Below are 25,996 nucleotides of genomic sequence, written 5' to 3'. Positions count from 1 at the left end.
GCCTCTCCCGTCGGTTGTTCTTTGTTGTCTCCCCGCATCGACGTTAGCGACGTTTCCGAGGGCTGGCAAGTCGGCCGCCGGGGCCAACTCGCGCATGTCCGGCGGACCGGGAATGACATATGCTGGTCGTCCAAAATGATCGTCGCCCCGTATCACGGAAAGGGCGAACGCTGGAGAGATCGAGAATGACGGCCGAACCGCACGTGGAGAGTGACCGCCCGCTGGGCGCCGGCGACTGGTCGGATGGCGTGCCGGTGCTGAACCGCTTCGCCGACGTCGCCGACGCGTCGCATTACATGCCGTTGCCCGACGACTGGGAAATCGGGCTGTCGGATGTGGTCAATTCCACCGGCGCGATCGCCGATGGACGCTACAAGGCGGTCAACCTGGCCGGCGCGGGCACGATCAGCGCCGTGTCGAACGCCCTGGGCGGGGTACTGCCGCTGTTCGTGTTCGAGGGCGACGGCGCCCATTTCGTTGTCCCGCCGGCGAAAGCCGCGGCGGCCCGCGACGCGCTTTCCCGCGCCGCGGGCTGGGCACAGCGCGATCTCGGGCTCGAATTGCGAGCCGGCATGACGACCGTCGCCGAGGTCCGCGCCGCCGGACACGATGTCCGCGCCGCCTACTGGCAGGCCTCGCCGAACATCCGCTACGCGATGTTCGCCGGCGGCGGCATCGAATGGGCGGAAGCGCGGATGCGGGCCGGCGAGAACGTGATCGCCGCCGCCTCGGCGGACCGGGACCCCGACCTGACCGGACTGTCCTGCCAATGGGGTGCGATCCTGCCCCGGCGCGGCACCATCCTGTCGCTGATCGTCAAGAAGCTGCCAGGGGCCGACGACGCGCGTTTCGCCGAGGTGGCCTCGGCCGCGGTGACGATCCTCGAGGAAACCGGGTCGGTCAGCCCGGTGCCGCCGGGCGGGCCGCCGGTACGCTGGCCGCTGCTCGCCAACGGCTTCCAGGCCCGGATCGCGCGGAGTGGCTGGCCGCTCTGGTGGCGGCAGATCTATGTCTTTTTCGCCACCGTGCCGATCTGGATGATCCTGAAGTTCGGCATGCGTCTCGGTTCATTCGACGCCATGCGCTACCGGCGCGAGGTCGCGGCAAATACCGACTTCCGGAAGTTCGACGACGGCCTGATGATGACCGTGGACTGCCCGGCGGAAGCGGTCGAACGGCTCCGCACCTTGCTCGACGAAGCCGCCGGCGAAGGTCTCGTCCGTTACGGCATGCATACCCAGGACGAGGCCCTGATGACCTGCATCGTGCCGTCGGCGCTCGCCCCCGACCACATGCATTTCGTCGACGGCGCCGGCGGCGGCTACGCCTCGGCCGCCGGCATGCTGAAGGCCGGCATGCGGAACGGCTGAGCCGCCGCGAACGATCGCAATCCGCTTGATCATGTATATTCTTTCATACTAATATTAAAGCATATGCAGACCGAGCGGAGGCACTTGCCATGCGTTTCCGTATTTCTGCTTTTCCGAGCATGCTCGCCTTGATCACCGTCCTCGCGCTAGGTGGTGCGGCACAAGCCGGCGGCGACGGCGGCGGCAGGGATCCAGAGGAAGCGATCCCGTACCCGGGGCCGTTCGCCCCGGAGCCCAACCAGGCCGACAAAGAGCCCAGATCCGAAATTCCGACCAAGAAGGAATTCGAGGAGTGGACCCGGGATCGCACGCGCACCCCACATGCGATCGCGGAAATGATGGCGCAAGATGCGCTCGGCCTCTGAAAGCCCCGCGCTGCCGGACCGCCTTGCGAAAGCAGCCACGGCCCTGTCGATCCTGGCGCTGGCCGCATGCGCTGCCGGCAATGGCGCCCGGCAGGCCGGGCAAGCCGCACATGCCCCCTTCCCGCCCGACCGGATTGCCTGGACGACGGCCGCGGCGCCGGTGCGCGCCGCCCATGCCCGCGCCCTACACCTGTCTCTCGAGGGCCCGAATGGCGGGGCCCGGCAATGGTCCGCCGCCGATGTGGCAGGGACGATCACCATACTCGGCACCGCCAGGATCGAGGGCACGATGTGCCGCAGTTTCGAGGATCGTTTCGCCTCGGCCGGCGCGACGGCGACGGTGAAGGATATCGCCTGCTGGGGTGACGGCTGGTTCTATGTCCGCAATGCAGGTCCGATGCCGGTGCTGGCGCCCGCCTTCGCCGAGGGCGACCATGTCTATGTCGTGCAGAACGGCGGCAGTCTTGCCGACGTCGCCGCCCGTTCGGGTGCGTCGCTCGACCAGTTGATGGCGCTCAACCCGGCCCTGCCCGCGCAACTCGCGGCGCGGACTCCCGTACTGCTGCCCTGACCTGCGGGCAGGATGACCGCGCATTCGCCCCTTTACCCGGGCGGGCGGGCGGGCAATGCTCCCCTCCAGACAAGCACGGCAAGCGAGGGAGGGGGCCATGGCATCGTCGGGAATCGAGATCGTACAGCCGGACGCGGCGCTGAAGGTAGGCTGGCGGACGCTCTATGACGGCTACGCGACCTTCTACAAGCGCGAGATGACGGACGCGATCGCCGAGGCCGTCTGGGGCTGGATCCACGATCCGGCGCACGAGGTCGAAGGCGTCGTTGCCCTGCGCGACGGCCGGCCGGTCGGGCTCGCGCACTACCGGCGCATGCCGAGCCCGCTTCGCGGCACCGACGTCGGATTCCTCGACGACCTGTTCGTCACGCCGGAAGCACGCGGCAGCGGCGCCGCCGACGCGCTGTTCGATCACCTGCGGGCGACGGCGAAGGCGCGCGGCTGGGGCGTCGTCCGCTGGCTCACCGCCGACGACAATTACCGCGCCCGCAGCCTCTATGACAGGGTCGCGAAGAAGGCGATCTGGAATGTCTACGAGATGACGGTTTGAGGGGGGTCGCCGGGCGCGACCTGGCGCTGATCGTCCTGCTGGGGGTGTTCTGGGGCCTCAACTGGCCGGCGGTGAAGGTCATCCTGGGCGAGATCCCGCCCTTCACGCTGCGGGCCATCGCCTTCACCGTTGCCGCGCCGGTCCTCGCCGCGCTGGCGCTCGCCCGCGGCGAGCGATTGCTGCCGAACCGGGCCGAGGCGCCGCGGCTGATCCTCGCCGGCCTGCTGTCGGTGTTCGGCTTCAACGTGCTGACCGCCTTCGGCCAGCTCGTCACCGAGACCTCCAAGGCGGCGATCATCGCCTTCACCATGCCGCTCTGGGCGGCCCTGCTGTCGGCCGCCGTCCTGTCCGAACGGATCACACCGGCTCGCATGGTGGCGATCCCGCTCGGCCTCGGCGGGCTTGCGCTGCTTGTCGGCGGCGATATGGAGAATTTCCTCCATAACCCGGCCGGCCCGCTCATCATGCTCGGCGCCGCGCTCTCCTGGGCGGCCGGCACGGTCGCGCTCAAGTCGCGGCGCTGGAGCCTCGGGCCGCTTGCCCTCACGACCTGGATCGTCGGCGTCTCGGCGCCGCCGGCCCTGTTCGCAGCGCTGCTGCTGGAAACGCCCTGGGCGCTCGCCTCGCCGTCACCGACGGTGCTGCTCGTGTTGCTCTACCACCTGGCGCTGCCGATGGTGATCTGTTACGCCGCATGGGTGATCCTGCTCGGCCGCCTGCCGGCCTCGGTCGCCGCCATCGGCACGCTGCTGATCCCGGTCGTGGGCGTGCTGTCGTCGGCGCTCCTGCTCGGCGACCCGCTGACCGCGACCAAGCTGGGCGCGCTCGCCCTTGTCATCGGCTCGGTCGCGCTGGCCCTGATCGACCCCGGCCGGTCGAGAGCCGGGGCGGCGTCCCGCGCCGTCCCGCCACCCAGATCCTAGAACGACAGCGTCGCCGCGCCCTTCTTGATCTCGCCGTGGAGCGCGCTGGCGCCGATGACCTCGACCCCGTCGATCAGGTCCGACTGCTCGTAGCCCCGCGACTTGACGCAGGGCGGGCAGGCCCAGATCACGCCGCCGCGCTTGAGAAAGTCGGTAATCAGGTCCCGCAGCGGGTCGAGGGGCGCCACCTGGGTCAGGTCGTGACCGCGTTTCCGGACAAGGTCGATGGCGGTGCTGGTCAGGAACATGCTGACCTTGAGACCGGCCGTCAGCCCGCCGTTGGCGATGGTGAAGGCGACCGAGGAGAGCTCGGAATCGATCCCCCTGGTCACCAGGATCACGAGTTTGTCGGTACCGGCGTTCATGATAATCTCCCTGCTCACTTGTCGTGAATTCGCAGGCGCATTCTCACTCCGCGGGCAGCAGAGCGTCTTTGGCCGGAATGCCGGAAAAATTGACCAGGAATCCGCCGCCGAACGGCGTCGCGACAGGCGATCTCCTCTCGGGGGCGCTGCGGCGAATCCGCATCTCCGGCTCCATGCAATATTGCTTCATGCCCAGCGGCAACTGGACCACGGACGCCACGCCGGCGCCGTACAAGCCGCGCGACGCGATGGGTTTTCACATCGTCGCGGCGGGGACATGCTGGGTGAATCTCGATGGCGAGCAGACCGACCTGGGCAAGGGCGATATCGCCGCCTTCCCCTTCGGTTCGCCGCACATGATCGGCGCCGGAACCGGCGGGCGCCTGATCGACCCCGGCAACGACCTGCCGCCGGCGCCCTGGCGCGAGATCCCGATCCTCCGCTACGGCGACGAGCCGGAGCAGACCAGGATCCTGTGTGGCTACGTCCAGTGCGAGGCGATGAACTTCCGGCCCTTCAAGAGCCTTCTGCCCCGCTTCATCCATGTGCGGACGGCGGGCGCCGACCGGGCCGACTGGCTGGCCGCGACGATCGCGCAGATCATCGAGGAGGTCGACTGTCCGCAACAGGGCGGCACGTCGGTCCTCGAGCGGCTGACCGAGGTCGCCTTCCTGGAGCTGCTGCGCCGGCAGTTCCTGCAGGCCACGCCGGCGGAAACCGGCTGGCTCGCCGCGATCGCCGATCCGGCGCTCGGGCGCTGCCTGACCCTGCTCCACGGCGAACCGGTCCGCGACTGGACGCTGGCCTCGCTGGCCCGCGAGTCCGGCCTGTCTCGGAGCACGCTGGCCGAGCGCTTCGAGGCGGTCCTCGGCACCTCGCCGATCCGCTACCTGCGCGACTGGCGGCTCTATCTGGCCAGCGTCGACCTGCGAACGACGGAGCGGCCGACGGTCGCCATCGGGCTGGATGCGGGATACGGCACCGAGGCCGCCTTCAGCCGGGCCTTCTCGCGGCATTTCGGCATGCCGCCCGCGGAATGGCGCCGGGGCGCGAGGCGGTCACGTTCCGGCGCGGCCGCGCTCAGCGACTGAGCGCACCCCGCAGCAACGCCGCGGCTTCCTCGAAGCCGGCCGCCTCGGCATCCTCGAGCGCGCTGGTGCAATGGTCGATGCGCGTGCGCAAGCCCGGATCGGCGCCGTGTTCGAGCAGCAGGGCCGCCCCGGCGAGATCGCCCTGGGCGACCGCGTAATGCAGCGGCGTCCAGTCGTTGATGCCGCGCTGGGCGACATCGGCGCCGTGCTCGAGCAGCAGGGCGATGATCTTCAGCCGCTCCGGGCGCTCGCTCGACAGCGCCGCGATCACCGGCGGGAAGCCGGCCGGATCCGGCCGCGACGGATCGGCGCCACGTTCGAGCAGTTCGGCCACGAAGGCGACCGGGCTCCAGTAGATCGCGTACTCCAGCGGATTCTCGCCAAGCCCCGGGCCGAGCGCCACGGGGGCGCGCGGAAAGTCGCCAGGCTCGCCCAGCGCCTGCAGGAGAGCCGTCATGTCGCCCTCGGCGAAAGCCTTGTCGACGGCCCGGAAGTCCGGCCAGTCCTGTCGTCCGCTTGTGCCCATCGGAGGACTATTCCGGAACTTTCTTAAGGAAATGCTTCCCCGAAGCCTTGGCGGCGGGCGCGCGAGGCTCTACCTGTTCCCGGTCGGTTCCCGACGATGACCAACCCGCAGGACGGAGCGACCCGCGCAGATGGATTCACTGACCCAGTTCGTCCTCGGCGCCGGCGTCGCGGTCGCCTGCCTCGGTCCGAAGACGGGCGCGCGCAAGGCGGCACTGATCGGCGGCGTGCTCGGAACCCTGCCCGACCTCGACGTGCTCTATCCCTTCGCCGACCCGGTCGCGAGCTTCACCCTGCACCGGAGCGCCACCCATTCGCTGCTCGTCCAGGCGCTCGCCACGCCGGTCGTCGCCGAACCGCTGGTCCGCCTATTCGACGGCCTGAAGGGCGAGCGTTCCCGCACCTGGATCGCCGTCTATCTGGTCTTCGCGACACACGCCCTGCTCGACGGGCTGACGATCTACGGCACCCGCCTGCTCTGGCCGCTGGTCGAGACACCCTTCGGGCTCGGCTCGGTCTTCATCATCGATCCGCTCTACACCCTGCCGCTGCTGGTCGTGACCGTATGGGCCCTGTTCGTGGGCGGCTGGACGCCCCGGCTGGCCCGCGCCGTGACCGCCGCGCTCGTGCTCTCGACCGCCTACCAGGGCTGGGCGATCGTCGAGCAGCGCCTGGTCACCGAGCGGGCGCGGACGGCGCTCGATGCGCACGGGGTCACGCCGGAGCGGCTGATGGCGACCGCGATGCCGTTCAACACCCTGCTGTGGCGGGCAATCGCCATCGACGGCGACCGCTATTACAACCTCTACCTCCCGGTCTTCGGCAACGCGCCGCCGGCGCTGCATGCCCACCGCCGCCTGCCGCCGGGCGGCACCTGCATCGAACGGCTGCCGGCCGCCGCGACCCTCGCCGCCTTTGCGCACGGCTTCTACCGGGTCGACCTGGAAGGCCGCTACCTGGTGCTCTCCGATCTCCGCATGGGCCTGACGCCGGCCTATGTCTTCCGCTTCGCGGTAGCCGAGGTCGGCGGGAGCGGCGCGGCGGTCGAGATCCCGCCGGTGCGCATGCCGCAGACCGAACGCGCCGCCGCCGGCGACTGGGAATGGCTCGCCGCCGGCATCGCCGGCGACATCCGGCCCCGGCCGGGCGAGGACGGCGCGGTCGGCGCCGCGACCCGGATCGCACAGGCGCCCGAAACGGCCCCGCAGGGCTGCTGAGCCGGTGGATCGCGCGCGGCAGCTTGATCGCTCCCGTGGCCCCGCCTATTGTTCTGGACTGATCGTACCGAAATCCGGTCGCGGGCGCGCTGGCGCTGCATCCGGCGTTGGCGCATGTCTGAATTCCTCGAGGATCGTATGAAGTTTAAAGGGACCGATCGCTACGTTGCCACGGAAGACCTGATGGTCGCCGTCAACGCCGCCATCACGTTGGAGCGACCGCTGCTGATCAAGGGCGAACCCGGCACCGGCAAGACCGTGCTGGCGCACGAGATCGCCAAGGCGATCGGCGCGCCGCTGATGGAATGGCACATCAAGTCGACGACCAAGGCGCAGCAGGGCCTCTACGAATACGACGCAGTCTCTCGGCTGCGCGATTCCCAGCTCGGAGACGAGAAGGTCCACGACATCCGCAACTACATCAAGAAGGGCAAGCTCTGGGAATCCTTCACCGCGCCCGAGCGCCCGGTGCTGCTGATCGACGAGATCGACAAGGCCGACATCGAGTTCCCGAACGACCTGCTACTCGAACTCGACCGCATGCAGTTCTTCGTCTACGAGACCGGCGAAACCGTCGTCGCCGAGCGCCGGCCGATCGTCGTCATCACCTCGAACAACGAGAAGGAACTGCCCGACGCCTTCCTGCGCCGCTGTTTCTTCCACTACATCCGCTTCCCCGACACCGAGACGATGAAGGAAATCGTCGAGGTCCATTTCCCGAACGTGCAGAAGGACCTGCTGCGCGAGGCGCTGTCGGTGTTCTTCGAGGTTCGCGAGACGCCGGGGCTGAAGAAGAAGCCGTCGACCAGCGAACTGCTCGACTGGCTGAAACTGCTGATGGCCGAGGAACTGCCGGTCGAGGTGCTGCGTTCGCGCGACCCGGCGAAGCTGATCCCGCCGCTGCATGGTGCGCTGCTGAAGAACGAGCAGGACGTGCATCTGTTCGAGCGCCTCGCCTTCCTCGCCCGCCGCGAGCGCAACTGACGGACCGCACTGACGCCCGGACCGGAGGTCGACGCCAATGTTCATCAACTTCTTCCTGCAGCTTCGCGACGCCAAGCTTCCCTGCAGCCTGCGCGAATACCTGACGCTCACGGAGGCACTGAAGGCCGGCGTCGCCGACTACTCGGTCGAGCAGTTCTACTATCTCGCCCGCGCCACGCTGGTGAAGGACGAGAAGAATATCGACAAGTTCGACCGCGTCTTCGGCCAGTGCTTCAACGGGATCGAGTTCATTTCCGAGGCGTCGGAAGCCGAGATTCCGGAGGAATGGCTGCGCAAGCTCGCCGAACTCGCGCTCAGCGAGGAGGAGAAGAAGGCGATCGAGGCCATGGGCGGCTTCGAGAAGCTGATGGAGGAACTCCAGAAGCGGCTCGAGGAACAGAAGAAGCGCCACCAGGGCGGATCGAAATGGATCGGCACCGCCGGCACCTCGCCGTTCGGCGCCTACGGCTACAATCCGGAAGGCGTCCGGATCGGCCAGGAGGGCTCCCGCAACCGGCGGGCCGTCAAGGTCTGGGACAAGCGCGAGTACCAGAACCTCGACGATTCGATCGAACTCGGCACGCGCAACATCAAGGTCGCCCTGAAACGGCTACGCCGCTTCGCCCGCGAGGGCGCGGCCGAGGAGCTCGACCTCGACGACACGATCCGCTCGACCGCGCGCAACGCCGGGCTGCTCGACATCAAGATGCGGCCGGAGCGCCACAACGCGGTCAAGGTCCTGATCCTGTTCGATGTCGGCGGCTCGATGGACGACCATATCCGGGCCTGCGAGGAACTGTTCTCGGCGGCGCGCGGCGAGTTCAAGCATCTCGAGTATTATTACTTCCATAACTGTCTCTATGAAAAGTTGTGGAAGGACAACCGTCGGCGCCATTCCGAGTTCAAGCCGACCTTCGAGGTGATGCATACCTACCCGGCCGACTACAAGCTGGTGTTTGTCGGCGACGCCACGATGAGTCCCTACGAGATCGCCTACCCGGGCGGCAGCGTGGAACACTGGAACGAGGAGGCCGGACAGGTCTGGATGCGGCGGATGCTGGACGTCTATTCGAAGGCGGTCTGGCTGAACCCGGTGCAGGAGAAATACTGGGACTACACCCCCTCGGTGCAGATGATGCGGGAACTGATGGAAAACCGCATGTTCCCGCTGACCATTGCCGGCCTCGAAGGAGCGATGAAGGAACTGACCCGGTGATCCCGCCAGGGGGCACCGGACGTTGAGAGTAATCAGTAACAGTAGCGTATGAGGTACAGACAAGATGATGTCGACCTTGCCGGGCGAATTATACGCCTATCAGGAGATCGCCAAGCGCATGAACCAGGTGTTCTGGGCGGATAATCCTGAACAGACGAAAAACCTCTTCCTTGTCGGCAATTACGAAGAACTCTACGGCCGCTCCGCCGCGCCGCTCGAGAGCGATCCCCTTGACTGGCTGAACGCCGTCCACCCGGACGATCGTGAGGCGGTGGAGGCCAGGCTGCCCCTGCAGGCGGCCGGCAGCTTCGACATGACCTTCCGGGTCGTCCATCCCGACGGCACCCTGAAATGGCTGCACGACCGTGCCTTTCTTGTCCGCGACCCGGAGGGCAAGCCGCTCTATCACGCCGGTATCGTCGAGGATGTGACCGAGGCCCGCCTGCTCGAGGAGCGGCTCCGCCAGGACCAGACGATGACCGCCATCGGCGCGCTCGCCGGCGGGGTCGCCCACGATTTCAACAACCTCCTCGCGATCGTCCTCGGCAATCTGGATATCGCGCTCGCCGGCGATCTGCCGGCGCCGCTCCACGAGGCGCTGACACGCGCGCTCGACGCCGCCGATCGCGGGGCCGGTCTGACCCGGCGCCTGCTCGCCTATTCCCGGCGGCAATTGCTGACCCCGGGGCCGATCGACGGGGCGGCCTTCCTGCGCGGCCGCAAGGCCCTGATCGAGGACGTCCTCGGGGCGGAGATCTCGCTTCGCATCGCCATCGAGGACGGGCTCTGGACCTGCTTCGCCGACGACCGCGACCTGGAAACCGCACTCGTCAACCTGGCGATCAACGGGCACGAGGCCATGACCGCCGGCGGCACACTCACCATCGCGGCCGACAATGTCCGGCTCGATGCCCGATACGCGACACGTCATGCCGCCGTCACGGCCGGCGATTATGTCCGCTTCTCGGTGACCGATACCGGCGCGGGCATGACGGCTGCTGTCGTCGACCAGGCGTTCGAGCCCTTCTTCACGACGAAGGGTGTCGGTCACGTGTCGGGCCTCGGCCTGGCGATGGCCTACGGCTTCGCAAGGCAGTCGGGCGGCCATATCACGCTCCACTCCGCCCCGGGCAAGGGCACGACCGTCGAACTCTATCTTCCGCGCCTCGTCCCCGGCCCGAACGACGGGGCCGGCCCGGCCGCCTGATCACGGCCATTGGCCCGGCGGCCGGGTGCGGCTATCATAACAGTCGTTCGTAATATTCACGCGGGGGCAGAGCGATGCGGCTAACCTCCCTCCTTTCCTGTGTCGCGATCCTCGCGGCCCTGATGCTCGCCGCCCCCCATGGCGGCCGTGCGCAGGAGGCCGGCAACGACGGCGATCGCGGCGGCGATGCCGGCAGCGGTGGCGATACCGCGCGGCTCCGGGAATTGCTCCTCCGCCTGCCGGGGCAGACCCAGGTGCGGATCGAGACGGTGCTGCTCACCTCTTCCCGGGACGAGATCCGGGAATTCGGCGTCGATTTCGGGATCGTCCGGGAAAACGAGAACCGTATCAATCTCGGCTTTCTCGCCGGCTTGACCCGTGCGGGCTGGTCGGCGGACGATTTCACGGACGAGACGCGGGTCGGCGACGTGCTGATCGAGCCGCCGACGATTCTGGTCTCCGTCACGCCACAGGTTGCCACGGCCGACCTCGACCTGGTGATCCTGAACGCCGACTACAGCTATCGTTTCGCCGCCCCGCCGAGAGTGGCGACGCGCGAAGTCGTCACCCGGCTGATGCCCGAGAACGGCGCTACCATCCTCGGCGGCCTGGTCGCCGACGGCACGACGAAAAGCGCCTCCGGGGTGCCGATGCTGTCGGATGTCCCGGGACTGGCGGCCCTGTTCCGGGGCGAGGCGCACCGCACCAGGCGGAACGAGCTCATCCTCCTCATCAAGCCGACGATCATCCTCAACAACGAGGAGTGAGGCGGCCCCTAGCCCGCCGCTTCCAGGTACCAGGCGGGCATCATGCCGCGCCCCTTGACCTCGATCTCGCCGCGCGATTCCAGGCGGAAGTCGCCGTTCAGACCGTCATGCACCGCGTCGGAGACCTGGATCCGGCCCGGCTCGGCCATCCGCTCCAGGCGGCTCGCGACATTCACCGTGTCGCCCCAGACGTCGTAGAGGAAGCGCTTGTCGCCGATCACCCCGGCCATCAGCGGCCCGGTGTGGATGCCGATCCGGAGCACCACGGGTTCGCCCGACGGCCAGGTGAATCCCTCGGCGATCCGCCTCAGCTCCAGCGCCAGCCCTGCCGCCGCTTCCAGGTGGTCGGCGCGCGGCACCGGGATGCCCGACCCGACCATGTAGGCGTCGCCGATGGTCTTGATCTTCTCCAGCCCGCATTGCTCGACCGCCGCGTCGAAGGCGTCGAAGACCCGGTTCAGCATGTCGATCACGGCATCGGGCGTCGCCGCCATCTGGCGGGTGAAGCCGACCAGGTCGGCGAACAGGATCGTCACCGCCTCGAAGCGGTCGCCGATCTGCCGTTCCCCGGCCTGCAGCCGCGCGGCGATCGGGACCGGCAGGATACGTTCCAGCAGGGCCCGGTAGCGGCCCCGCTCCGCCTCGATGCCGCGCATGTTGATATAGTCGAGCCGGCGGAAGCGTTCCGCCCGGTAACGGGCGAACAGGCCGATGACGTTGGCGATCGCCACCTGGCTGGTCAGGCCGATGAGAACTTCCGGCGGCAGCGTTTCGCCGAACCAGGACACTCCGAGGAAGATCGCGGTGCATTGCAGGCCGATCGAGACGCTGTAGATCAGGTCCATCGGCAGCAGCACGTAAATCCCGAGCACCGCGAGCGAGAAGCCGAAGGACGTGCCCTCGCCGACGTCCGCGACCCGGTTCATCGCGAGATAGACCAGCGTGTGGCTGATCGCCGTGAGATGGAGCAGCCATTCGTGCCGCCGGCGGAAGAACGGCCGGTAAGTGAGCAAGAAGCAGAATATCGCCAGCGCGTTCAGCAGTCCGAGACGGAGCCAGAGCACCGTGCCGAGGCCCTCGCTCACCGTCAGGACGTCGACGATCGCGAACAGGCAATTGATGCCGAAGAGAAAGGCGAAGACGACGCGCGACCAGAACAGGTCGCCGTCGCGCTGATCCTCCCAGTAGCGGGCCTCGAGTGTCTTGTCGAGGAAACGCAGCGTGAAGGGCTTCAGCACGCCCCGCGATATCGGCGTCTCGCGCGACGGGTCGCCACCGAACAGGCGAACCAGCGTGTCGAACATTCCTACCCTCCGTTTCCGCGTTTGTCGCCGGCATGGCGGCGCGCCAGGACGCCGATCCGCGTCACCGCCAGCATCGACAGCAGGATCGCCGCGACGAACAGGTAGAGACCGGGCGCCAGCCGGGCGTCGGCGACCGCCGATGCCTTCAGCGAGAAGACCAGCAGGGCGGCGACGAAGACGTCGAGCATCGACCATTTGCCGATGGCCTCGAGCCGGTGGACGAGGCGCGCGAAGCCCGGATCGGCCGGGTTCCTGATGAACCACAGCCAGCCTGCGGCGGCCAGCTTGACGAGCGGGAAGACCAGCGAGAACAGCCCGACCACGAACGCCAGCAGGAAATGCCGCTCGGCCGCGAGCCTGCCGATAGCCGAGAGCAGCGAGTACTGGTCGGTGAAGATGAAGAAGCGCTCGACCTGGACGAAGGGCAGCGCGACGCCGGCGACGAGCAGACCCGCGGCGAGCACGAGTGCCGGGCCGAGCGCCCGGTCGAGGCCGGCGGCGCGGCCGGCGAGACTCGGCGCGGTGGCAGGTGCGGGCGGCGAGGTCACGCGGCGCGGGCCGTCAACGCGACCAGCGCGATCCGCTGTTCCGCCAGGTTGCGCCGCATGTTGCGGGCCATGTCCCGGAACTCGGCGCCGAGCAGGGCGGCCAGGCTGAGCGGCGGCGGACCGGCCTTTCCAGCCTGGGCGGCAGCGGCCTCGAACCAGGCCAGCCCCTCGGGCGAGCGGTCCCAGCTGTCGACGATCTCGAAGCCGGCCTCGGTGACGAGGCTGCGCACGCGGTCCGGGGTCTCGAGGAAACTGATTCCGGGTTCGGCCGCCCAGGGCACCGGGTAGTGCGGATCGCCGGCCGGGCCGAGCATGACATCATAGAGGGCGAACACCGCGCCGGCCTTCAGGACGCGCCGGATCTCGCGGTAGAGTGCCGCCTTGTCGGCGATGTTCATGGCGACATGCTGGGTCCAGGCGCCGTCGAAGGCGCCGTCGGCAAATGGCATGTCGAGGGCGTTCGCGGCCCGGTAGGTGACCCGGTCGGCGAGCCCGACGCGGGCCGCGAGCATGGTCGCCGCCTCGCAGAAGGCGGGCGTGAGGTCGACGCCGGTGACCCGGCAGCCGACCGCCTCGGCCAGATGCCGGGCCGGGCCGCCGATGCCGCTGCCGACATCGAGGATATGATCGTCGGCGACGAAGCCGGTCGCCTGGATCAGTTCTTCCGTCGCCTCGCGGCCGCGGATGTGGAACTCGTCCACCGGTGCCAGGTCGGCCGTGGTCAGCCGGTCGGGATCCTTGCCCGCCTCGCGCAGCAGATCCAGCAAACGCGTTTTCAGGTCGCCGCGCGTGTAATGCGCGGTCACGGTTGCGTCCTGTCCGCTCATCCCTTCCTCCTCGACCGCCCGGGGTGCCGCCCTGTCCGCCTATATGGATATCCCGGGGCCGCCAGCGTAGCGTCTTTTTCAGTGAAAGTTGCGGCCTTTCGGCATTGTCGCCGCAGCCTCGCGATGGCGCAACGTGGCGAGATATTCGCCGTAATCGACAAGCCGGCGGGCGATCACATGGATCACCAGCCCCTCCTTCTGCACGATGCCCTGGACGCAGAGCAGCCGGCTGGTCAGCACGGTCCGGCGGAAGCGCTCGAAGATCGTCGGCCAGACGATGATGTTGGCGATCCCGGTCTCGTCCTCGAGGGTCGCGAAGATCACGCCCTGCGCCGTGCCGGGACGCTGGCGGACCAGCACCAGTCCGGCGACGCGGACCGGCATGCCGTCCTTCATGTCCTTGAGCGTCGCCGCCGGAACCACGTCGACGGCCCGCATCTGGGATCGCAGAAGTTCCATCGGATGGGCGCGGAGCGACATCCTGAGGCTCGCGTAATCCTCGATCACCGCCTCGCCGACCGGCATGTCGGGCAGGCGCACGACAGGCTCCGGCAGGAGCGCCACGGGCGCCCCGTTATGGCCGGCGCGTTCCCGCGCCTCGGCCGCGGCGAAGAGCGGCAGCGGTGTCTCGCCCAGGCCCCGGATCGCCCAGCGCGCCTCGCGCCGGCCGAGGCCGAGCGAACCGAAGGCATCCGCCTCGGCGAGCCGTTCGAGTTCGGCCGGGCCGAGCCCGCTTCGCCGCCACAGCGCATGTACGGTGTCGTAACCGTCGCCCCGGGCGGCGACCAGCGCCTCGGCCGCCGCCGCGCGGAAGCCCTTGACCTCGCGGAAGCCGAGCCGAAGGGCGATGCCGTCGGGGGCGCCGACGGTCCTTTCCAGGGTGGCGTCCCAGTCGCTCCGGTTGACGTCGACCGGGCGCACGACGACGCCATGTTCGCGGGCATCGCGAACGATCTGGGCCGGGGCGTAGAAACCCATCGGCTGGCTGTTCAGCAGCGCGCAGGCGAAGACCGCCGGATAGACATGCTTGAGCCAGGCCGAGACATAGACCAGCAGGGCGAAGCTCGCCGCGTGGCTTTCCGGGAAACCGTACTCGCCGAAGCCCTCGATCTGGCTGAAACAGCGCTCGGCGAACTCGGCCTCGTAGCCGCGCGCCGTCATGCCGTCGATCATCTTCTCCCGGAAGCTGTGGATCGTGCCGTTCCGCCGGAAGGTCGCCATGGCGCGGCGCAACTGGTCGGCCTCGGCCGGTGTGAAGCCGGCGGCGACGATGGCGATGCGCATCGCCTGTTCCTGGAAGAGCGGCACGCCGAGCGTCTTGCCGAGCACCTGGCGAAGATCCTCCGACGGGAACTCGACCGCCTCCTCGCCCGAACGGCGGCGCAGGTAGGGATGCACCATGTCGCCCTGGATCGGCCCCGGGCGGACGATCGCGACCTCGATCACCAGGTCGTAGAAGGTGCGCGGCTTGAGCCGCGGCAGCATCGACATCTGGGCCCGGCTCTCGACCTGGAAGACGCCGACCGAATCGGCCCGGCACAGCATGTCGTAGACCGCCGGCACCTCGGGCGGCACGCCGGCCAGGGTATAACGTTTTCCGTAATGGCTGGCGAGCAGGGCGAAGGCCTTGCGGATGCAGGTCAGCATGCCGAGCGCCAGCACGTCGATCTTGAGGATGCCGAGGGCGTCGAGGTCGTCCTTGTCCCATTCGACCACGGTGCGGTCGGCCATCGCCGCGTTCTCGATCGGCACCAGTTCGCAGAGCGGCCCCTCGGTGATGACGAAGCCGCCGACATGCTGGGAAAGATGGCGGGGGAAGCCGAGCAGGGTTTCGGCCAGTTCCAGCACCAGGGCGAGGCGCGGCTCCTCCGGATCGAGGCCGGCCTCGCGGATCTGATCGCGCTGCAGGCCATCGCGGTGGCGGCCCCAGACGGTGCGGGCGAGCACGGCGACGACATCCTCGGAAAGCCCGAGCGCCTTGCCGACCTCGCGGATCGCCATCTTCGGGCGATAGGAGATCACCGTCGCCGCCAGCCCGGCCCGCTCGCGGCCGTACTTGGCGTAGATATACTGGATCACCTCCTCGCGCCGCTCATGCTCGAAATCGACGTCGATGTCGGGCGGTTCCCGGCGCGCGGCCGAGACGAAGCGCTCGAACAGCAGGTCGGCCCGGGCCGGGTCGACGGCGGTGATGCCGAGGCAGTAGCAGACCGCCGAATTGGCCGCCGAGCCCCGTCCCTGGCAGAGGATGCCGCGACCACGGGCGAAGCGGACGATATCCTCGACCGTCAGGAAATAGGGCGCGTAGCCGAGCGAACCGATCAGGTCGAGTTCGTGCCCGAGCGCCGTCCGCACCTTCTCCGGCACCCCGTCCGGATAGCGCTTCGCCGCCCCGGCCCGGGTCAGGTGCTCCAGTTCCTCCTGCGGGCTCCGGCCCGAGGAACTGAGTTCCTTCGGATATTCGTAGGCCAGTTCGTCGAGGCTGAAACGGCAGGCTTCGACGATCCGCAGGCCGGCCGCCAACGCCTCGGGCCAGCGGGCGAACAGGGCCGCCATCTCGGCCGGGCCCTTCAGGTGGCGCTCGCCGTTGGCGAACAGGCGGTGCCCCGCGGCGTCGATCGTCACCCCCTCGCGGATGCAGACCAGCACGTCCTGCAACCGCTTCCGTTCCGGCGCGTGGGCATGGACCGCGTTGCAGGCGACAACCGGGATCTCGAGCCGCCCGGCGAGCGCGACAAGACCGGCGATGCGGCGCTCGTCGTCGCCCCGGCAGAGATGATGGAGCGCCAGGTGAAGCGCGCCGGGACCAAGGCCGTCGCGGAGCCGGACCAGCCAGTCGGCGAGGCCGGGCTCGTCGGCGCGCTCGGCCAGCGCGATCGCGATCTGGCCCTCGCCATGGTCGAGGAAGTCGGCGACATCGAGATGGCATTCGCCCTTCGGCGCGCGGCGCCGGCCGAGCGTGATCAGCCGGGACAGCCGGCCATAGGCGGCACGGTCGGTCGGATAGCAGAGCAGGCTCCGCCCGTCGCGGAAATCGAGCCGGGCGCCGACCACGAAGCGGATGCCCGCCTCCTTCGCCGCGACATGGGCGCGGACCACGCCGGCCAGGCTGTTGCGGTCGGTGACGGCGAAGGCGGTGAGGCCCAGCATCTTCGCCCTCCCGGCATATTCCCAGGCATGGCTGGCGCCGTGCAGGAAGCTGAAATTGCTGGCGATCTCCAGTTCGGCATAGGCGGACATCGGGGCCCTCCGGTCAGGCGAACAGGCCATGCAGGAACCAGTCGAGCCCGGCCCGTTCCGCGGCCGGCCCGCGCTCCCGGAGGAGGCCCTGCCGGAACAGCCAGAAGCGCCGTCCCTCGAGATCCTCGATCCGGTAGTAATCGCGGCTCTGCGCCGCGACCTCGTGCCACCATTCGGGGCCAAGCCGTTCCGGCCCCTCGGCCCGGGCGACCCGGTAGCCGATCCGCCGCCAGCGGAAGAAATCCGGTACCGCGCCGGGCCCGGCGGCCTCGACCTCGACCGGCTCCGGCACCGGCAGCAGGCGGAGCGGGCGGACGATCCCGCCGGGCCAGGTGACGCCCCCGGAAAACGGTTCGCCGAGCGCCGGCACCCGTTCGACGGCGCGTTCCGGCAGGTGGCTGCCGAATGGCCGGGCACGGACCACCCGGCGCGGGCCGAGACGATTCTCCAGCCGGTCGACCAGTTCGCCCAGGCTCTCCATCGCCGCCGAGGCCGTCAGGCCCGGCCGGGCAGCGGGATCGGCGCCGGCCGCGCGGTCGGCGGGCAGGGCCGCCTGGCGGGGCGGCAGCGGCGCCGCGACAAGGCAGGAGAGGATCATCGTCTCGACCCCGAAGCCGAGATCGAGATCGCCGATGCGTTCCCGGAAGAGCCGCATCAGATGGCCGCTCGTCCGGCTCGGCAGGCTGGTCCCGACGGTGACCCGGCGGACCTCGCCATCGACCCGGTAAAGCGCCAGTTCGAGTCGCCGCGCGCCCTCGCCGCGACGGTCAAGCATGTCCACGAGGGTGTCCAGCAATTGCCCGGTCGCCGCCTCGATGTCGGCCAGATGGCCGATCGGCTCGGGCCAGGCGAGGCGGCTCCGGCAGGCGGCCGGCGGCCGGCGCGGCGTCACCGGCTCGTCCTCGCGGGCCAGCGCCCGGTCGAGGCGGCGCATCACGCCCGGTCCGAAACGATGGACCAGCGGGCCGCGGGCCAGCCCGGCGAGGGCGCCGATGGTGCGCAGCCCGAGCCCGTCGAGCGCGGCGACGGTGTCGGCCTCGAGACGGAGGGCGGCGACCGGAAGAGGGTCCAGCGCGGCCGCCCCCTCGCCCGCCGGGACGATCAGCGGCCGCCCGCCGGCATCGGCGAAGCGGGCCAGCGCCCAGCCGGCGGCGGGGCTGTCGGCGACGGCGATCCGGGCGCTCAAACCCAGGCCGTCGAGGGTTCCGGCGATGAGCGCCGCAAAGGCCTCCTCGCCGCCGAACAGGTGGGCGACGCCGGTGATCTCCAGGACCAGGCCGTCGGCGCCGTCGGTCGCCGTCCACGGGCTCCAGCGGCCGCACCAGTCGGCCAGCGCCTCCAGCGCGGCGCGGTCGCCGACCGGGTCGGCCATGGCGACCCGCAGCGACGGCAGCACGGCGCGGGCATCGGCGAGCGTCATGCCCGGGCCGACGCCTTCGCCGGCCGCGACGGCATCGACGGCGGCAAGCCGCACGGTGCCGCGCTCGTGACGGACGAGGGCGAGCGGTTCCAGATCCGCCGATTGCCCGGCCGACCGCTCAGGCGCCGCCCGCCCGGCCCGCGCGCGCCGGCGCTGCAACCGTTCCGTCGGCCAGCGGGGCAGCCAGATCGAAACGAAGCGTTTCCTCATCGAAGCGCACCCGCCATTCCCCCGGCCGGCCGCCGCGCAGGCGCCAGAGCCGGAGCCGCCAGACCGGGGCGCCGTCCATCGCCGGCCCGGCCGAGACCGCCCAGCGGCTGAGCGCGGCATTCGGGGCGAAGTCCTCCGGGGCGGGCGAGCGGCGCAGGATCAGCGCCGTCGCGCCGGTCGCCTCGGCCGCCAGATGCAGGCGCCGGCTGGGCGCCAGCGGCAACTGGTCGAGTTCGCCCACGACCACCGTCACGGCCGGGTTCCGCAAGCCTTCCTCGAGCGCCCAGAGGGTTTCCTGCCGGGTCCCGGCGGCGACCATCAGCAGGCGCCCGGGCGACAGCCCGAAAGCGGCCATCGCCGGGCCGTAGAGCAGCCCCGCCTCGCCCGCCTCGCGGCGCGGCTGGACCCAGAGCACGATCCCGGCCAGGGCGGCGAACCGGGCCGCCAGCACCGCCGTGAAGCCGTCCGCCGCCGCCGCCCCCGGCGCGCCGGCGATCTCGTGCAGGCCGCCCGCGGCGAGACCGCCGCCCGGCAGGTGACCGTCGATCGCGGCAAGCCCGAAGCGCATCGTCGGGCGCGCCACGCCGGCGCCCCCCTCCAGCCGGCGGATGCGGTCGCGCAGGCCGGCGAGCAGGCTTTCCTTGTTCTGCGATGTCACGACAACATCCTTGCCGCATGGGGCGCATGGGTGGCCGCCTCGATAAATGTTCCCTTTTTGTTCTATTTCGCGGCCGCCCGGGAGTCAAGATCGCGACGGCGGGGCCTGGGTCGACAACGCGGTATAAAGCGGCCATTCACCCGGCACCCCCTTGAGGCTGACCACGCCGCGCGCCTCGAAAATCACCCGCGAGCCGATCATCAGCTGCCGGGTCAGGTCCGAGGTGACGATCTCGCCTTCCCCCGCCAGGTCGGCGATCCGCGACGCGATGTTCACGCTGAGCCCGCTGATGTCGTCGCCGCGCAGTTCGATCTCGCCGGTATGGACGCCCGCCCGCATGCGGAGTTCGCCGCCGGCCAGCCGGTCACGAAGCGCCACCGCGCAGGCGATCGCGTTGCTCGGCGTATCGAAGGTCGCCAGCAGGCCGTCGCCGGTGCTGTGGATGAAGCGTCCCTTGTGACGCTCGACCAGGCGCCGGGCAAGCGCATCGTGACGGCTTATCAGCTCACGAAAGACGTTGTCGCCGAGGCGGGCCTGCTGCCCGGTCGAATTCACCAGGTCGGTGAACAGCACCGAGGCGAGCACCCGCCGGCCCGGCACCGGCGTCTCTCCCGCGTCCTCGCCGAGCACGAAGTCGCGGATCGCGTCGATGTAATCCTCCTGGTCGCCGAAGAAGGGAACATGGGCGGAACCGGGAAGCTCCCGGTAGATCCCGTTCGGCACGGCGTCGGCGATCGACTTCGACATCGCGCGCGTGATCGGCTCCTCCGCGCGGCGCAGCACCAGCGTCGGCTGGCGGATAAAGGGCAGGACCTTGCGGACATCGAAGCGCATCTGCAGGTCGTAAAGGGCGGCGATCGTCGTCGGCGTCGCGGCCAGCCGGCAGACATGGGCGAAGATCTCCTGCCCCGCCGGATCCTCCGGCCCCGGACCGAACCGGGCGATCGCATGCCGCCCTCCCGGCTTGCCCCAGTTCTCCAGCAGGCGCCGGCGGATCTTGACCCGGTCCTCCTCGGTCAGCGTCCCGAGCACCAGTTCCCCGGCCGGGAAGCCGCCGCAGATGATCAGCTTGGTGATCCGAACCGGCTCGCGCGCCGCGAAGACCAGCGCCAGCGCCGATCCCTCGGAGAAACCGGCGAGCACTGCACTGCTCACCCCCGCCGCATCCATCACCGCCTGGATGTCCATCACCCGCTCGTCGACGGTCGGCGCGCCGACGATCCGGTCGGACATGCCGTTGCCGCGCTTGTCGAAGGTGATGACCCTGCAGAACGAACTGAGCGCCCGCATCCAGTCGGCATATTCCGACATCTCGAGAAAAGCCTCGAGATGGGAAAAGATCCCGGGAACCAGCACCAGATTGCGCGATCCCTCGCCCCAGACCTGATAGGCAATGCTGAGGCCGTCGCTGTTCGCATACCGGATTTCAGGGAAGTCCGACATCGCCACACCCATCAGCCAACGCTGATGAATCTGCCTCACGCCATGTCCCCGCACAACTGCAATCGCGCGGCCGGCTCCGGCGTGCAACACCGTGTCGAAAAGCGGCTTGCGCCGGGCGCACCATCGACTACCCTTCGCGCAGAACCGGAGGACAGAAGACCATGCCCGCAGCCTTTACCCAGCAGAGCGCCAGCTCCATCGCCTTCGCCGAGAATCGCGTCGACGGCCTGCCGAAGGATATCGGCCGGCTCGCCCGCGACGCCCGCCACGTGCTGGTGGTGAGCGATCCCGGCATCGTCGCGAGCGGCGTGGCCAGGCGCATCACCGACATCGTCGGGGGCGGGGGCCTGAAGGTGACCCTGTTCCACGAGGTCAAGAGCGATCCGACCGCCGCCTCGGTCGACCAGGCCGCCGACATCGCCCGCGCCAACCCCGGCAGTGTCGTCATCGGGCTCGGCGGCGGCTCGGCGCTTGACGTCGCCAAGCTCGCCGCGGCGATCGCGCCGGCGTCGGAGCCGGCGGAACACTACGCACTCGGCCAGAACCGGCTGCCGAGGAATCCGCTCCCGAAAATCATGATCCCGACCACCGCCGGGACCGGCTCGGAGGTGACGCGGACCTCGGTCATCACCTCGGCCGACCACCGCAAGCTCTGGGCCTGGGGCGAGGAACTGCGCGCCGACCTGGCGCTGCTCGACCCGACGCTGACGGTGACGCTGCCGAAGCACCTGACGGCGGCGACCGGGGTCGACGCCATGGTCCATGCGATCGAGGGCTGCACGGTGAAGCGCAGCCAGCCGGTCGCCGACGCCAACTGCCTGCATGCGATCCGCCTGATCACCGAGCATCTGCCGCGCGCGGTCTCGACGCCGGACGACCTGGAAGCCCGCGGCATGATGCTGATCGCCGCGGCGCTGGCCGGGCTCGGCTTCGATTCGACGGGCACCGGCGTCGCCCATGCCATGGGGCACGCGCTCGGCGCGCTCGCCGGCGTCCACCACGGCCGCGCCGTCGGGCTCTGCCTGCGCGCCGCGCTCGACTTCAACGCCGAGGCCGCGCCGGCCCGCCACGCGGCGGTCGCGCGCGCCATGGGGGCGCCCTCGGACGGCAAGTCGGACGCCGAACTGGCGGCCAGCCTCGCCGCCCATTACGACGCCTTCCTGCGCAAGGTCGAGCTCAAGATCGCGCTCGACGACAGCGGCCTGACCGGTGCCGATGCCGGGCGGCTGGCGGCCCTGACGCTGGCGCCCGAGAACCAGCCGATGTGCCAGGCGAACGCCCGCGCCCTCGACGAGGCGGACGCGGAACGGATCGCCGGAACGTTGCTCAACGCCGCCTGAGGCCGCTTCGGGCGACCGGCAGATCAGGGCATCGTCACCCGGGCGAGATAGTTGGCGCCGAGAATGCCGGCGATCTCGTCCCGGCTGAAGCCCTCTGCCTCGAGCGCCTCCACGAGGTCGCCTAGTTTACAGGCCAATCGTACGGCACGAGTGCGTTGTCGCCGCGCCATTCCTCAACGATTGCATCTTCAAACCACTTTTCGCGCAAATGCGCGTGGTCGAGGACAACAAGCTGAAACGGCGCCTCAATTTCTTCGCAAGCCGATTGCATCAGGCGGAACAATGACAGGACTGCCGAGCGATCATCATCGATCTCGATCTCATCCAAGCTACCATCTTGTGCGTCGGGAGGATAATACGCCTGTGTCGGCTGGTCGAGGATCAAGAACGCCGGGACCGGACGTGATTTACGTCGAAACCACCAGTGCAGAGCTAGATGCGCGAGCACGTGATATCCAACCCAATTCTCGCCGCTGCCCATCCGATTGAGCGGGATCGGACCATTCTCGGTGTTTGCCACCACAGTCAGCTTCTTGACATCCAAGCGAAGAGAGCTGCCCTTGTGTTCCAATTCAAGTCGGTTTGAATACATTGTCATCTTTTGACCAATCAGGTCCAAAAACGTATCCATTTTGGATTCGACTTCTTCAGAGCGGATCTTCGACAGAACAGCCTCGATCATAGCCTTGACCTGATCAATTTCGCTCTCTCCCGGTCCGTTTTCCTCGTTTGGCAATATAGTTTCCAGAAAGTTGGTCAACCGCCCGATGTAACGGGCTCTGGCAACAAGCTGCTCCTGCTCGCCCTTGGCCTCTTCATCCGAAGCAATGGCGGCGCGCAATTCACGGGATGTTTCTCGCAAGTCACCGGACAACCGCTCGATCTCCGCATCCAGAGCATTGATGTGGCGCTGGAGATGCGGACTTTCTTTGCGAACCGAGGTGAGCTGTTCATCGATACCTGCAAGTGCCTTGTTAATGTCATCAACAGCCGCGACGGGCTGGTCATGCTCAGCACTGCAAACGGGACACCGGGATTTATCGCCACAGTCGGCCTTGTAAAGGCCGATGCTACTCAACCGCGCCCGCTGCTCCGAAACCTCTCTCCCATACTCGCTCTGCGCCAACACGTAACTTTGAGCGGCTTTGCGGTCCTGGTTCAACTCGGAAATCCGCCTCCAAAGCGCTGCGCGCTGAAGTTCAAGTTGCGCAACAGTTTCTCCAAAATCGGTATAGATGGCGACTTCATCGATATCGGAGCCTGCAACCTGGATCAGAAAATCAAAAACCGTGTCATCGATGACCTGAAACTCCTGCGGGATGAGCGCTAGTCGTTTGCCTTCGTTGACTAGGCGAACCACGCGCTCTCTACTGATCTCAACCGCTTGAAGTTTCTTGGCTTCCTGAGCCTCAAGCAACCGCAGTTTCTTGCGCAACTCATCCAGTTCGGCCAAATGCCGAAAATGGTCCTCGTCTACTGCTCCAAGGAAATAAGGCAGGGTATCACGCAGAGCTAGAACCCTGAACGCATCGTTCATCCGGTTAAACAGTTGATCCTTGCTGGCAATGATTCCTTGGGGCTGGAAACACATGAAAAGCGAATGAGAAATGTTCGCACTCAAAGGATCGCGCGTTCCGGTGGTCGGGCGATGCTCGTTTTCGACAATTCCAGCAAACTGCGTCATGAGAGTCTTCAGGCTGGAACCTGTGATGTTTTTCTCGATCTCCTCTACGTCGGGATAGCCTTCAACTCGGCCGCGCCGGTAGTAGACTTTCGATCCAGTGGAGGTTCCCGGTCCGGGATTGTCGCGAGCAACAAATACCTCATCGCCAGCATTTTCTAGATGAAGCCCATACCAGGATACGCGGCGCCTGATCTCACCTTCAGCAATGTTGTAGCCGCCCCGCCCCAGGCAGTAATCCACGATATCAATGATCGCCGATTTTCCCGTTTTGGATTTCCCTGTGATGATATTGAGGCCGGAGGCGGAGAACGAAAGGATACGCTTCCGCCCGTCATGGCTGTAGAGCACTATAGCGCGTATAATAAAGCTCATGGGCGCACCCCCCAGGCAGCAAGAATCGATGCCTCAGAACCGGATTTTGCGAACCATCTGGCGAGAAACCGCATCCTCTGGACGACACCAATCATATCCGGTGTGCTTGATTTAAGAATTGCGGGGGTGAAGTGGCCCTTCTTCGTTCCGGCGACCAACCCATGACCAGCCTCAAACTTAAGGGTGTTCTGATGCAGAGAAAACATCAAGGCTTCACGCAAGAACGGGGACAGGCCGCGCACACGGCGAGGAAGATCCACCAGGACATCCTGATGGTCCTGTAGCCACTCATAAAGCGCTGTGGCCGTTGTTCCTGGAAGCATCTGACGGGTCTGGCGATGAAGGCTAATCCCAGCCGCGAGAAATGTCAGCGTCACAGGGCACGGAGCGCTCTTCGCTTTGTAGAATTCATGGCTGAAGTCACATAGTAGCGAGCCCAAAAAGGCTGGGTTGAAGAGAACACTTTCCTCGCGAGCATGTGCTTGCCAGTGTTCACGCATCCTCCATCTCCGCGTCTTTCAGGAGTTGCGGAAATTCGGGATGCCACCTAATGCGGAGCTCATCAGAAAGCCCATGAAACGATCCGGCGGTAATCCATTTCTCAACAATGTTTCTGAGAGCGACAGACTCCTGTGATGCCCAAATGTAAAGTAATCTGCCAAGCTTTATCCTATCAGTTTCGGTCAGGGGTTCCGAAGAAATGCACTCGCCATCAAACTTTCGCCGCCAGGAATCTTCAAGTTTCCGGTCATAATCTCCAAGTTCGTTTTCAAGTATCAGGTTTTCACGCGCCCATTTCGACCTTTGAGCGTAGGCGCGATAATAATCATAAACTGCGCCTTCGATATATCTGTCGGAAATTTGTATCGCCCGCAACTGGCGAACAAAAATTCGCCTTTCATCGTCTTCAGAGTATTCCTTGACCTCAAGTACATCTGGGTCGTCCAGTGGCAAGGACTCTTTCTGAAGGCTGCGACCGATCTCACTGGCTTTGATGATGATATGCTGAATCGGTATCGTGGAGCTCTTCCTTGCTATCAACTGCTCACCTACAACTCTCAACCACCAGCCTTCAAGATACTGAGCTGCCAATCCGGTTTTTCCAGGAGCTATAAGCACAAGCTCGGCTTCAATATCACTCATTACATCAGTCAGATTCGAGTGATTATCGTACACAGTAATCTTTGCAATCAGTCGCTTTGCTTCGTAATCGCTGAGTTTCATAAATTTTTTTCGCGCCGATTCTGTGGCCTTGTTATTGGACTCCTCCGCAGCCTTGCGAAGGATAGCAAGAGCATCTGCACGGTCTTGCTCAGAAGCTCCATCACGAAGCTTTGCGAGCGCTGATCCATCGGCGGCGGTTGCCGTTGTGATAAGAAAGCACGTCGTCTTTTCTCCTTGAAACACTCCTCTGACGAAGCCGTCGGTCCAGATGCCAATTGTCTTCCAGACGTCAACGCTTTTGTTGTCTACCGATTTTGTAGTGATGTGATGTTTTGCCTGAATGAGGCACTTTGCCAAATCATCAGTTTCAAAGGATATGTCGTCAAACTTCTCGATCGATATATCACTGGCAGGACTCTTGCGGGCCAGTTCAAGCCCGCGGAGTAACGCAAGCCTGCACTGAAACAGATATCCGGCCAGGGAGCTACCAGCACTATATTTTGTATCTTGGTTCATATAGTTTTTCTCATTTTTTTACAAAAATAACATGTTGGAAAGACGAGTCAAAAATGATTCTTGCGACCCAAGTTTTCACCAGCAAGTGTAGCATGCGGTTTGTAAGTCGGGCCCTGTAT

The 25,996-nt window shown here is 66.9% G+C and carries 24 protein-coding genes; 12 read left to right on the top strand and 12 right to left on the bottom strand.

The window, feature by feature from the left end; genetic code table 11:
- Positions 1-185 precede the first annotated feature (185 nt).
- The 5 genes from OCH7691_RS08145 to OCH7691_RS08125 all read left to right on the top strand — a co-directional run bounded on the left by OCH7691_RS08145 (position 186) and on the right by OCH7691_RS08125 (position 3,779).
- Positions 186-1,370, top strand: a complete 1,185-nt coding sequence (locus OCH7691_RS08145; protein ID WP_176244968.1) for a DUF3095 family protein — start codon at positions 186-188, stop codon at positions 1,368-1,370.
- Between the two features lie 89 nt (positions 1,371-1,459).
- On the top strand, positions 1,460-1,735 hold the full coding sequence (locus OCH7691_RS08140; RefSeq protein ID WP_139839589.1) for a hypothetical protein: 276 nt from the start codon (positions 1,460-1,462) through the stop codon (positions 1,733-1,735).
- The gene (locus OCH7691_RS08135; protein WP_085882840.1) at positions 1,719-2,306 is read left to right on the top strand and encodes a LysM peptidoglycan-binding domain-containing protein; all 588 of its coding nucleotides are present in this window, start codon (positions 1,719-1,721) and stop codon (positions 2,304-2,306) included. The genes OCH7691_RS08140 and OCH7691_RS08135 overlap by 17 nt, the downstream gene beginning before the upstream one ends.
- 97 nt (positions 2,307-2,403) lie before the next feature.
- The gene (locus OCH7691_RS08130; RefSeq protein WP_085882839.1) at positions 2,404-2,856 is read left to right on the top strand and encodes a GNAT family N-acetyltransferase; all 453 of its coding nucleotides are present in this window, start codon (positions 2,404-2,406) and stop codon (positions 2,854-2,856) included.
- Positions 2,853-3,779 carry a DMT family transporter gene (locus OCH7691_RS08125; RefSeq protein WP_085882838.1) on the top strand — a complete coding sequence of 309 codons (927 nt, stop codon included), beginning with the start codon at positions 2,853-2,855 and terminating at the stop codon, positions 3,777-3,779. Before OCH7691_RS08130 ends, OCH7691_RS08125 begins: the two co-directional genes overlap by 4 nt.
- On the opposite strand, the gene OCH7691_RS08120 is transcribed toward OCH7691_RS08125, so the two are convergent.
- Entirely contained in the window at positions 3,776-4,144 is a 369-nt protein-coding gene (locus OCH7691_RS08120; protein WP_085882837.1) for a DsrE family protein, read from the bottom strand. The genes OCH7691_RS08125 and OCH7691_RS08120 overlap by 4 nt on opposite strands.
- Positions 4,145-4,221: 77 nt before the next feature.
- On the opposite strand from OCH7691_RS08120, the gene OCH7691_RS08115 reads away from it, so the two are divergent.
- Positions 4,222-5,235 carry an AraC family transcriptional regulator gene (locus OCH7691_RS08115; protein ID WP_085882836.1) on the top strand — a complete coding sequence of 338 codons (1,014 nt, stop codon included), beginning with the start codon at positions 4,222-4,224 and terminating at the stop codon, positions 5,233-5,235.
- Here the strand turns inward: OCH7691_RS08115 and OCH7691_RS08110 are convergent.
- The gene (locus tag OCH7691_RS08110; RefSeq protein WP_085882835.1) at positions 5,225-5,761 is read right to left on the bottom strand and encodes an ankyrin repeat domain-containing protein; all 537 of its coding nucleotides are present in this window, start codon (positions 5,759-5,761) and stop codon (positions 5,225-5,227) included. The two genes, OCH7691_RS08115 and OCH7691_RS08110, sit on opposite strands and share 11 nt — an antisense overlap.
- A 130-nt stretch (positions 5,762-5,891) precedes the next feature.
- Between OCH7691_RS08110 and OCH7691_RS08105 the strand changes: the two genes are divergently transcribed.
- The 5 genes from OCH7691_RS08105 (at position 5,892) to OCH7691_RS08085 (ending at position 11,151) form a co-directional block, all read left to right on the top strand.
- Positions 5,892-6,977 carry a metal-dependent hydrolase gene (locus OCH7691_RS08105; protein WP_085882834.1) on the top strand — a complete coding sequence of 362 codons (1,086 nt, stop codon included), beginning with the start codon at positions 5,892-5,894 and terminating at the stop codon, positions 6,975-6,977.
- A gap of 138 nt (positions 6,978-7,115) precedes the next feature.
- Complete coding sequence (locus tag OCH7691_RS08100; RefSeq protein ID WP_085882833.1) at positions 7,116-7,961, top strand: AAA family ATPase; 846 nt, start codon at positions 7,116-7,118, stop codon at positions 7,959-7,961.
- A gap of 37 nt (positions 7,962-7,998) precedes the next feature.
- Complete coding sequence (locus OCH7691_RS08095) at positions 7,999-9,177, top strand: vWA domain-containing protein (protein WP_085882832.1); 1,179 nt, start codon at positions 7,999-8,001, stop codon at positions 9,175-9,177.
- 76 nt (positions 9,178-9,253) lie between these two features.
- Positions 9,254-10,384: a two-component system sensor histidine kinase NtrB gene (locus tag OCH7691_RS08090; RefSeq protein WP_176244967.1), complete on the top strand. Its 1,131-nt coding sequence runs from the start codon at positions 9,254-9,256 to the stop codon at positions 10,382-10,384.
- Positions 10,385-10,458: 74 nt separating this feature from the next.
- The gene (locus OCH7691_RS08085; RefSeq protein WP_085882830.1) at positions 10,459-11,151 is read left to right on the top strand and encodes a secretin GspD/PilQ domain-containing protein; all 693 of its coding nucleotides are present in this window, start codon (positions 10,459-10,461) and stop codon (positions 11,149-11,151) included.
- 8 nt (positions 11,152-11,159) lie between these two features.
- Here the strand turns inward: OCH7691_RS08085 and OCH7691_RS08080 are convergent, their stop codons facing one another.
- From OCH7691_RS08080 to OCH7691_RS08050, 7 genes are all read right to left on the bottom strand, one after another.
- The gene (locus tag OCH7691_RS08080; protein ID WP_085882829.1) at positions 11,160-12,455 is read right to left on the bottom strand and encodes an adenylate cyclase; all 1,296 of its coding nucleotides are present in this window, start codon (positions 12,453-12,455) and stop codon (positions 11,160-11,162) included.
- A 2-nt stretch (positions 12,456-12,457) separates the two neighbouring features.
- Complete coding sequence (locus OCH7691_RS08075; RefSeq protein WP_085882828.1) at positions 12,458-13,003, bottom strand: paraquat-inducible protein A; 546 nt, start codon at positions 13,001-13,003, stop codon at positions 12,458-12,460.
- Entirely contained in the window at positions 13,000-13,830 is an 831-nt protein-coding gene (locus OCH7691_RS08070) for a class I SAM-dependent methyltransferase (protein WP_085882827.1), read from the bottom strand. Before OCH7691_RS08070 ends, OCH7691_RS08075 begins: the two co-directional genes overlap by 4 nt.
- Positions 13,831-13,908: 78 nt before the next feature.
- Complete coding sequence (locus tag OCH7691_RS08065; protein WP_085882826.1) at positions 13,909-17,070, bottom strand: error-prone DNA polymerase; 3,162 nt, start codon at positions 17,068-17,070, stop codon at positions 13,909-13,911.
- Positions 17,071-17,083: 13 nt separating this feature from the next.
- On the bottom strand, positions 17,084-18,700 hold the full coding sequence (locus OCH7691_RS08060) for a Y-family DNA polymerase (protein ID WP_139839588.1): 1,617 nt from the start codon (positions 18,698-18,700) through the stop codon (positions 17,084-17,086).
- Positions 18,609-19,358, bottom strand: a complete 750-nt coding sequence (locus OCH7691_RS08055) for an ImuA family protein (RefSeq protein ID WP_085882824.1) — start codon at positions 19,356-19,358, stop codon at positions 18,609-18,611. Before OCH7691_RS08055 ends, OCH7691_RS08060 begins: the two co-directional genes overlap by 92 nt.
- Positions 19,359-19,442: 84 nt before the next feature.
- Complete coding sequence (locus OCH7691_RS08050; RefSeq protein ID WP_139839587.1) at positions 19,443-20,840, bottom strand: adenylate/guanylate cyclase domain-containing protein; 1,398 nt, start codon at positions 20,838-20,840, stop codon at positions 19,443-19,445.
- 122 nt (positions 20,841-20,962) lie between these two features.
- Here OCH7691_RS08050 and OCH7691_RS08045 point away from each other — a divergent pair, with 122 nt between their 5' ends.
- Positions 20,963-22,141 (top strand): iron-containing alcohol dehydrogenase, encoded by a 1,179-nt coding sequence (locus OCH7691_RS08045; protein WP_085882822.1) that lies wholly within the window; start codon positions 20,963-20,965, stop codon positions 22,139-22,141.
- A 121-nt stretch (positions 22,142-22,262) separates the two neighbouring features.
- On the opposite strand, the gene OCH7691_RS08040 is transcribed toward OCH7691_RS08045, so the two are convergent.
- From OCH7691_RS08040 to OCH7691_RS22885, 3 genes are read right to left on the bottom strand one after another with little or no spacing between them, the layout of a single operon-like run.
- A complete protein-coding gene (locus tag OCH7691_RS08040; protein ID WP_085882821.1) occupies positions 22,263-24,197 on the bottom strand; it encodes a DUF3732 domain-containing protein in 1,935 nt (644 codons plus the stop codon).
- Complete coding sequence (locus tag OCH7691_RS22890) at positions 24,194-24,697, bottom strand: three component ABC system middle component (protein ID WP_139839586.1); 504 nt, start codon at positions 24,695-24,697, stop codon at positions 24,194-24,196. Before OCH7691_RS22890 ends, OCH7691_RS08040 begins: the two co-directional genes overlap by 4 nt.
- Positions 24,690-25,877 (bottom strand): ABC-three component system protein, encoded by a 1,188-nt coding sequence (locus OCH7691_RS22885; protein ID WP_139839585.1) that lies wholly within the window; start codon positions 25,875-25,877, stop codon positions 24,690-24,692. The genes OCH7691_RS22890 and OCH7691_RS22885 overlap by 8 nt, the downstream gene beginning before the upstream one ends.
- Between the last annotated feature and the right edge of the window lie 119 nt (positions 25,878-25,996).

Origin of the sequence: Oceanibacterium hippocampi (assembly GCF_900172325.1) — a bacterium.
GTDB lineage: Bacteria > Pseudomonadota > Alphaproteobacteria > Sneathiellales > Sneathiellaceae > Oceanibacterium > Oceanibacterium hippocampi.
This window is presented reverse-complemented; position numbering and strand designations above follow the sequence as displayed.

Coding starts and splice junctions, on each gene's coding strand:
- OCH7691_RS08120 (WP_085882837.1), bottom strand. CDS start 4,144: ATGAACGCCGGTACCGACAAACTCGTGATCCTGGTGACCAGGGGGATC.
- OCH7691_RS08115 (WP_085882836.1), top strand. CDS start 4,222: ATGCCGGAAAAATTGACCAGGAATCCGCCGCCGAACGGCGTCGCGACA.
- OCH7691_RS08040 (WP_085882821.1), bottom strand. CDS start 24,197: ATGAGCTTTATTATACGCGCTATAGTGCTCTACAGCCATGACGGGCGG.
- OCH7691_RS22890 (WP_139839586.1), bottom strand. CDS start 24,697: ATGCGTGAACACTGGCAAGCACATGCTCGCGAGGAAAGTGTTCTCTTC.
- OCH7691_RS08080 (WP_085882829.1), bottom strand. CDS start 12,455: ATGTTCGACACGCTGGTTCGCCTGTTCGGTGGCGACCCGTCGCGCGAG.
- OCH7691_RS08045 (WP_085882822.1), top strand. CDS start 20,963: ATGCCCGCAGCCTTTACCCAGCAGAGCGCCAGCTCCATCGCCTTCGCC.
- OCH7691_RS08140 (WP_139839589.1), top strand. CDS start 1,460: ATGCGTTTCCGTATTTCTGCTTTTCCGAGCATGCTCGCCTTGATCACC.
- OCH7691_RS08105 (WP_085882834.1), top strand. CDS start 5,892: ATGGATTCACTGACCCAGTTCGTCCTCGGCGCCGGCGTCGCGGTCGCC.
- OCH7691_RS08145 (WP_176244968.1), top strand. CDS start 186: ATGACGGCCGAACCGCACGTGGAGAGTGACCGCCCGCTGGGCGCCGGC.
- OCH7691_RS22885 (WP_139839585.1), bottom strand. CDS start 25,877: ATGAACCAAGATACAAAATATAGTGCTGGTAGCTCCCTGGCCGGATAT.
- OCH7691_RS08070 (WP_085882827.1), bottom strand. CDS start 13,830: ATGAGCGGACAGGACGCAACCGTGACCGCGCATTACACGCGCGGCGAC.
- OCH7691_RS08135 (WP_085882840.1), top strand. CDS start 1,719: ATGCGCTCGGCCTCTGAAAGCCCCGCGCTGCCGGACCGCCTTGCGAAA.
- OCH7691_RS08085 (WP_085882830.1), top strand. CDS start 10,459: ATGCGGCTAACCTCCCTCCTTTCCTGTGTCGCGATCCTCGCGGCCCTG.
- OCH7691_RS08065 (WP_085882826.1), bottom strand. CDS start 17,070: ATGTCCGCCTATGCCGAACTGGAGATCGCCAGCAATTTCAGCTTCCTG.
- OCH7691_RS08100 (WP_085882833.1), top strand. CDS start 7,116: ATGAAGTTTAAAGGGACCGATCGCTACGTTGCCACGGAAGACCTGATG.
- OCH7691_RS08095 (WP_085882832.1), top strand. CDS start 7,999: ATGTTCATCAACTTCTTCCTGCAGCTTCGCGACGCCAAGCTTCCCTGC.
- OCH7691_RS08130 (WP_085882839.1), top strand. CDS start 2,404: ATGGCATCGTCGGGAATCGAGATCGTACAGCCGGACGCGGCGCTGAAG.
- OCH7691_RS08110 (WP_085882835.1), bottom strand. CDS start 5,761: ATGGGCACAAGCGGACGACAGGACTGGCCGGACTTCCGGGCCGTCGAC.
- OCH7691_RS08060 (WP_139839588.1), bottom strand. CDS start 18,700: ATGAGGAAACGCTTCGTTTCGATCTGGCTGCCCCGCTGGCCGACGGAA.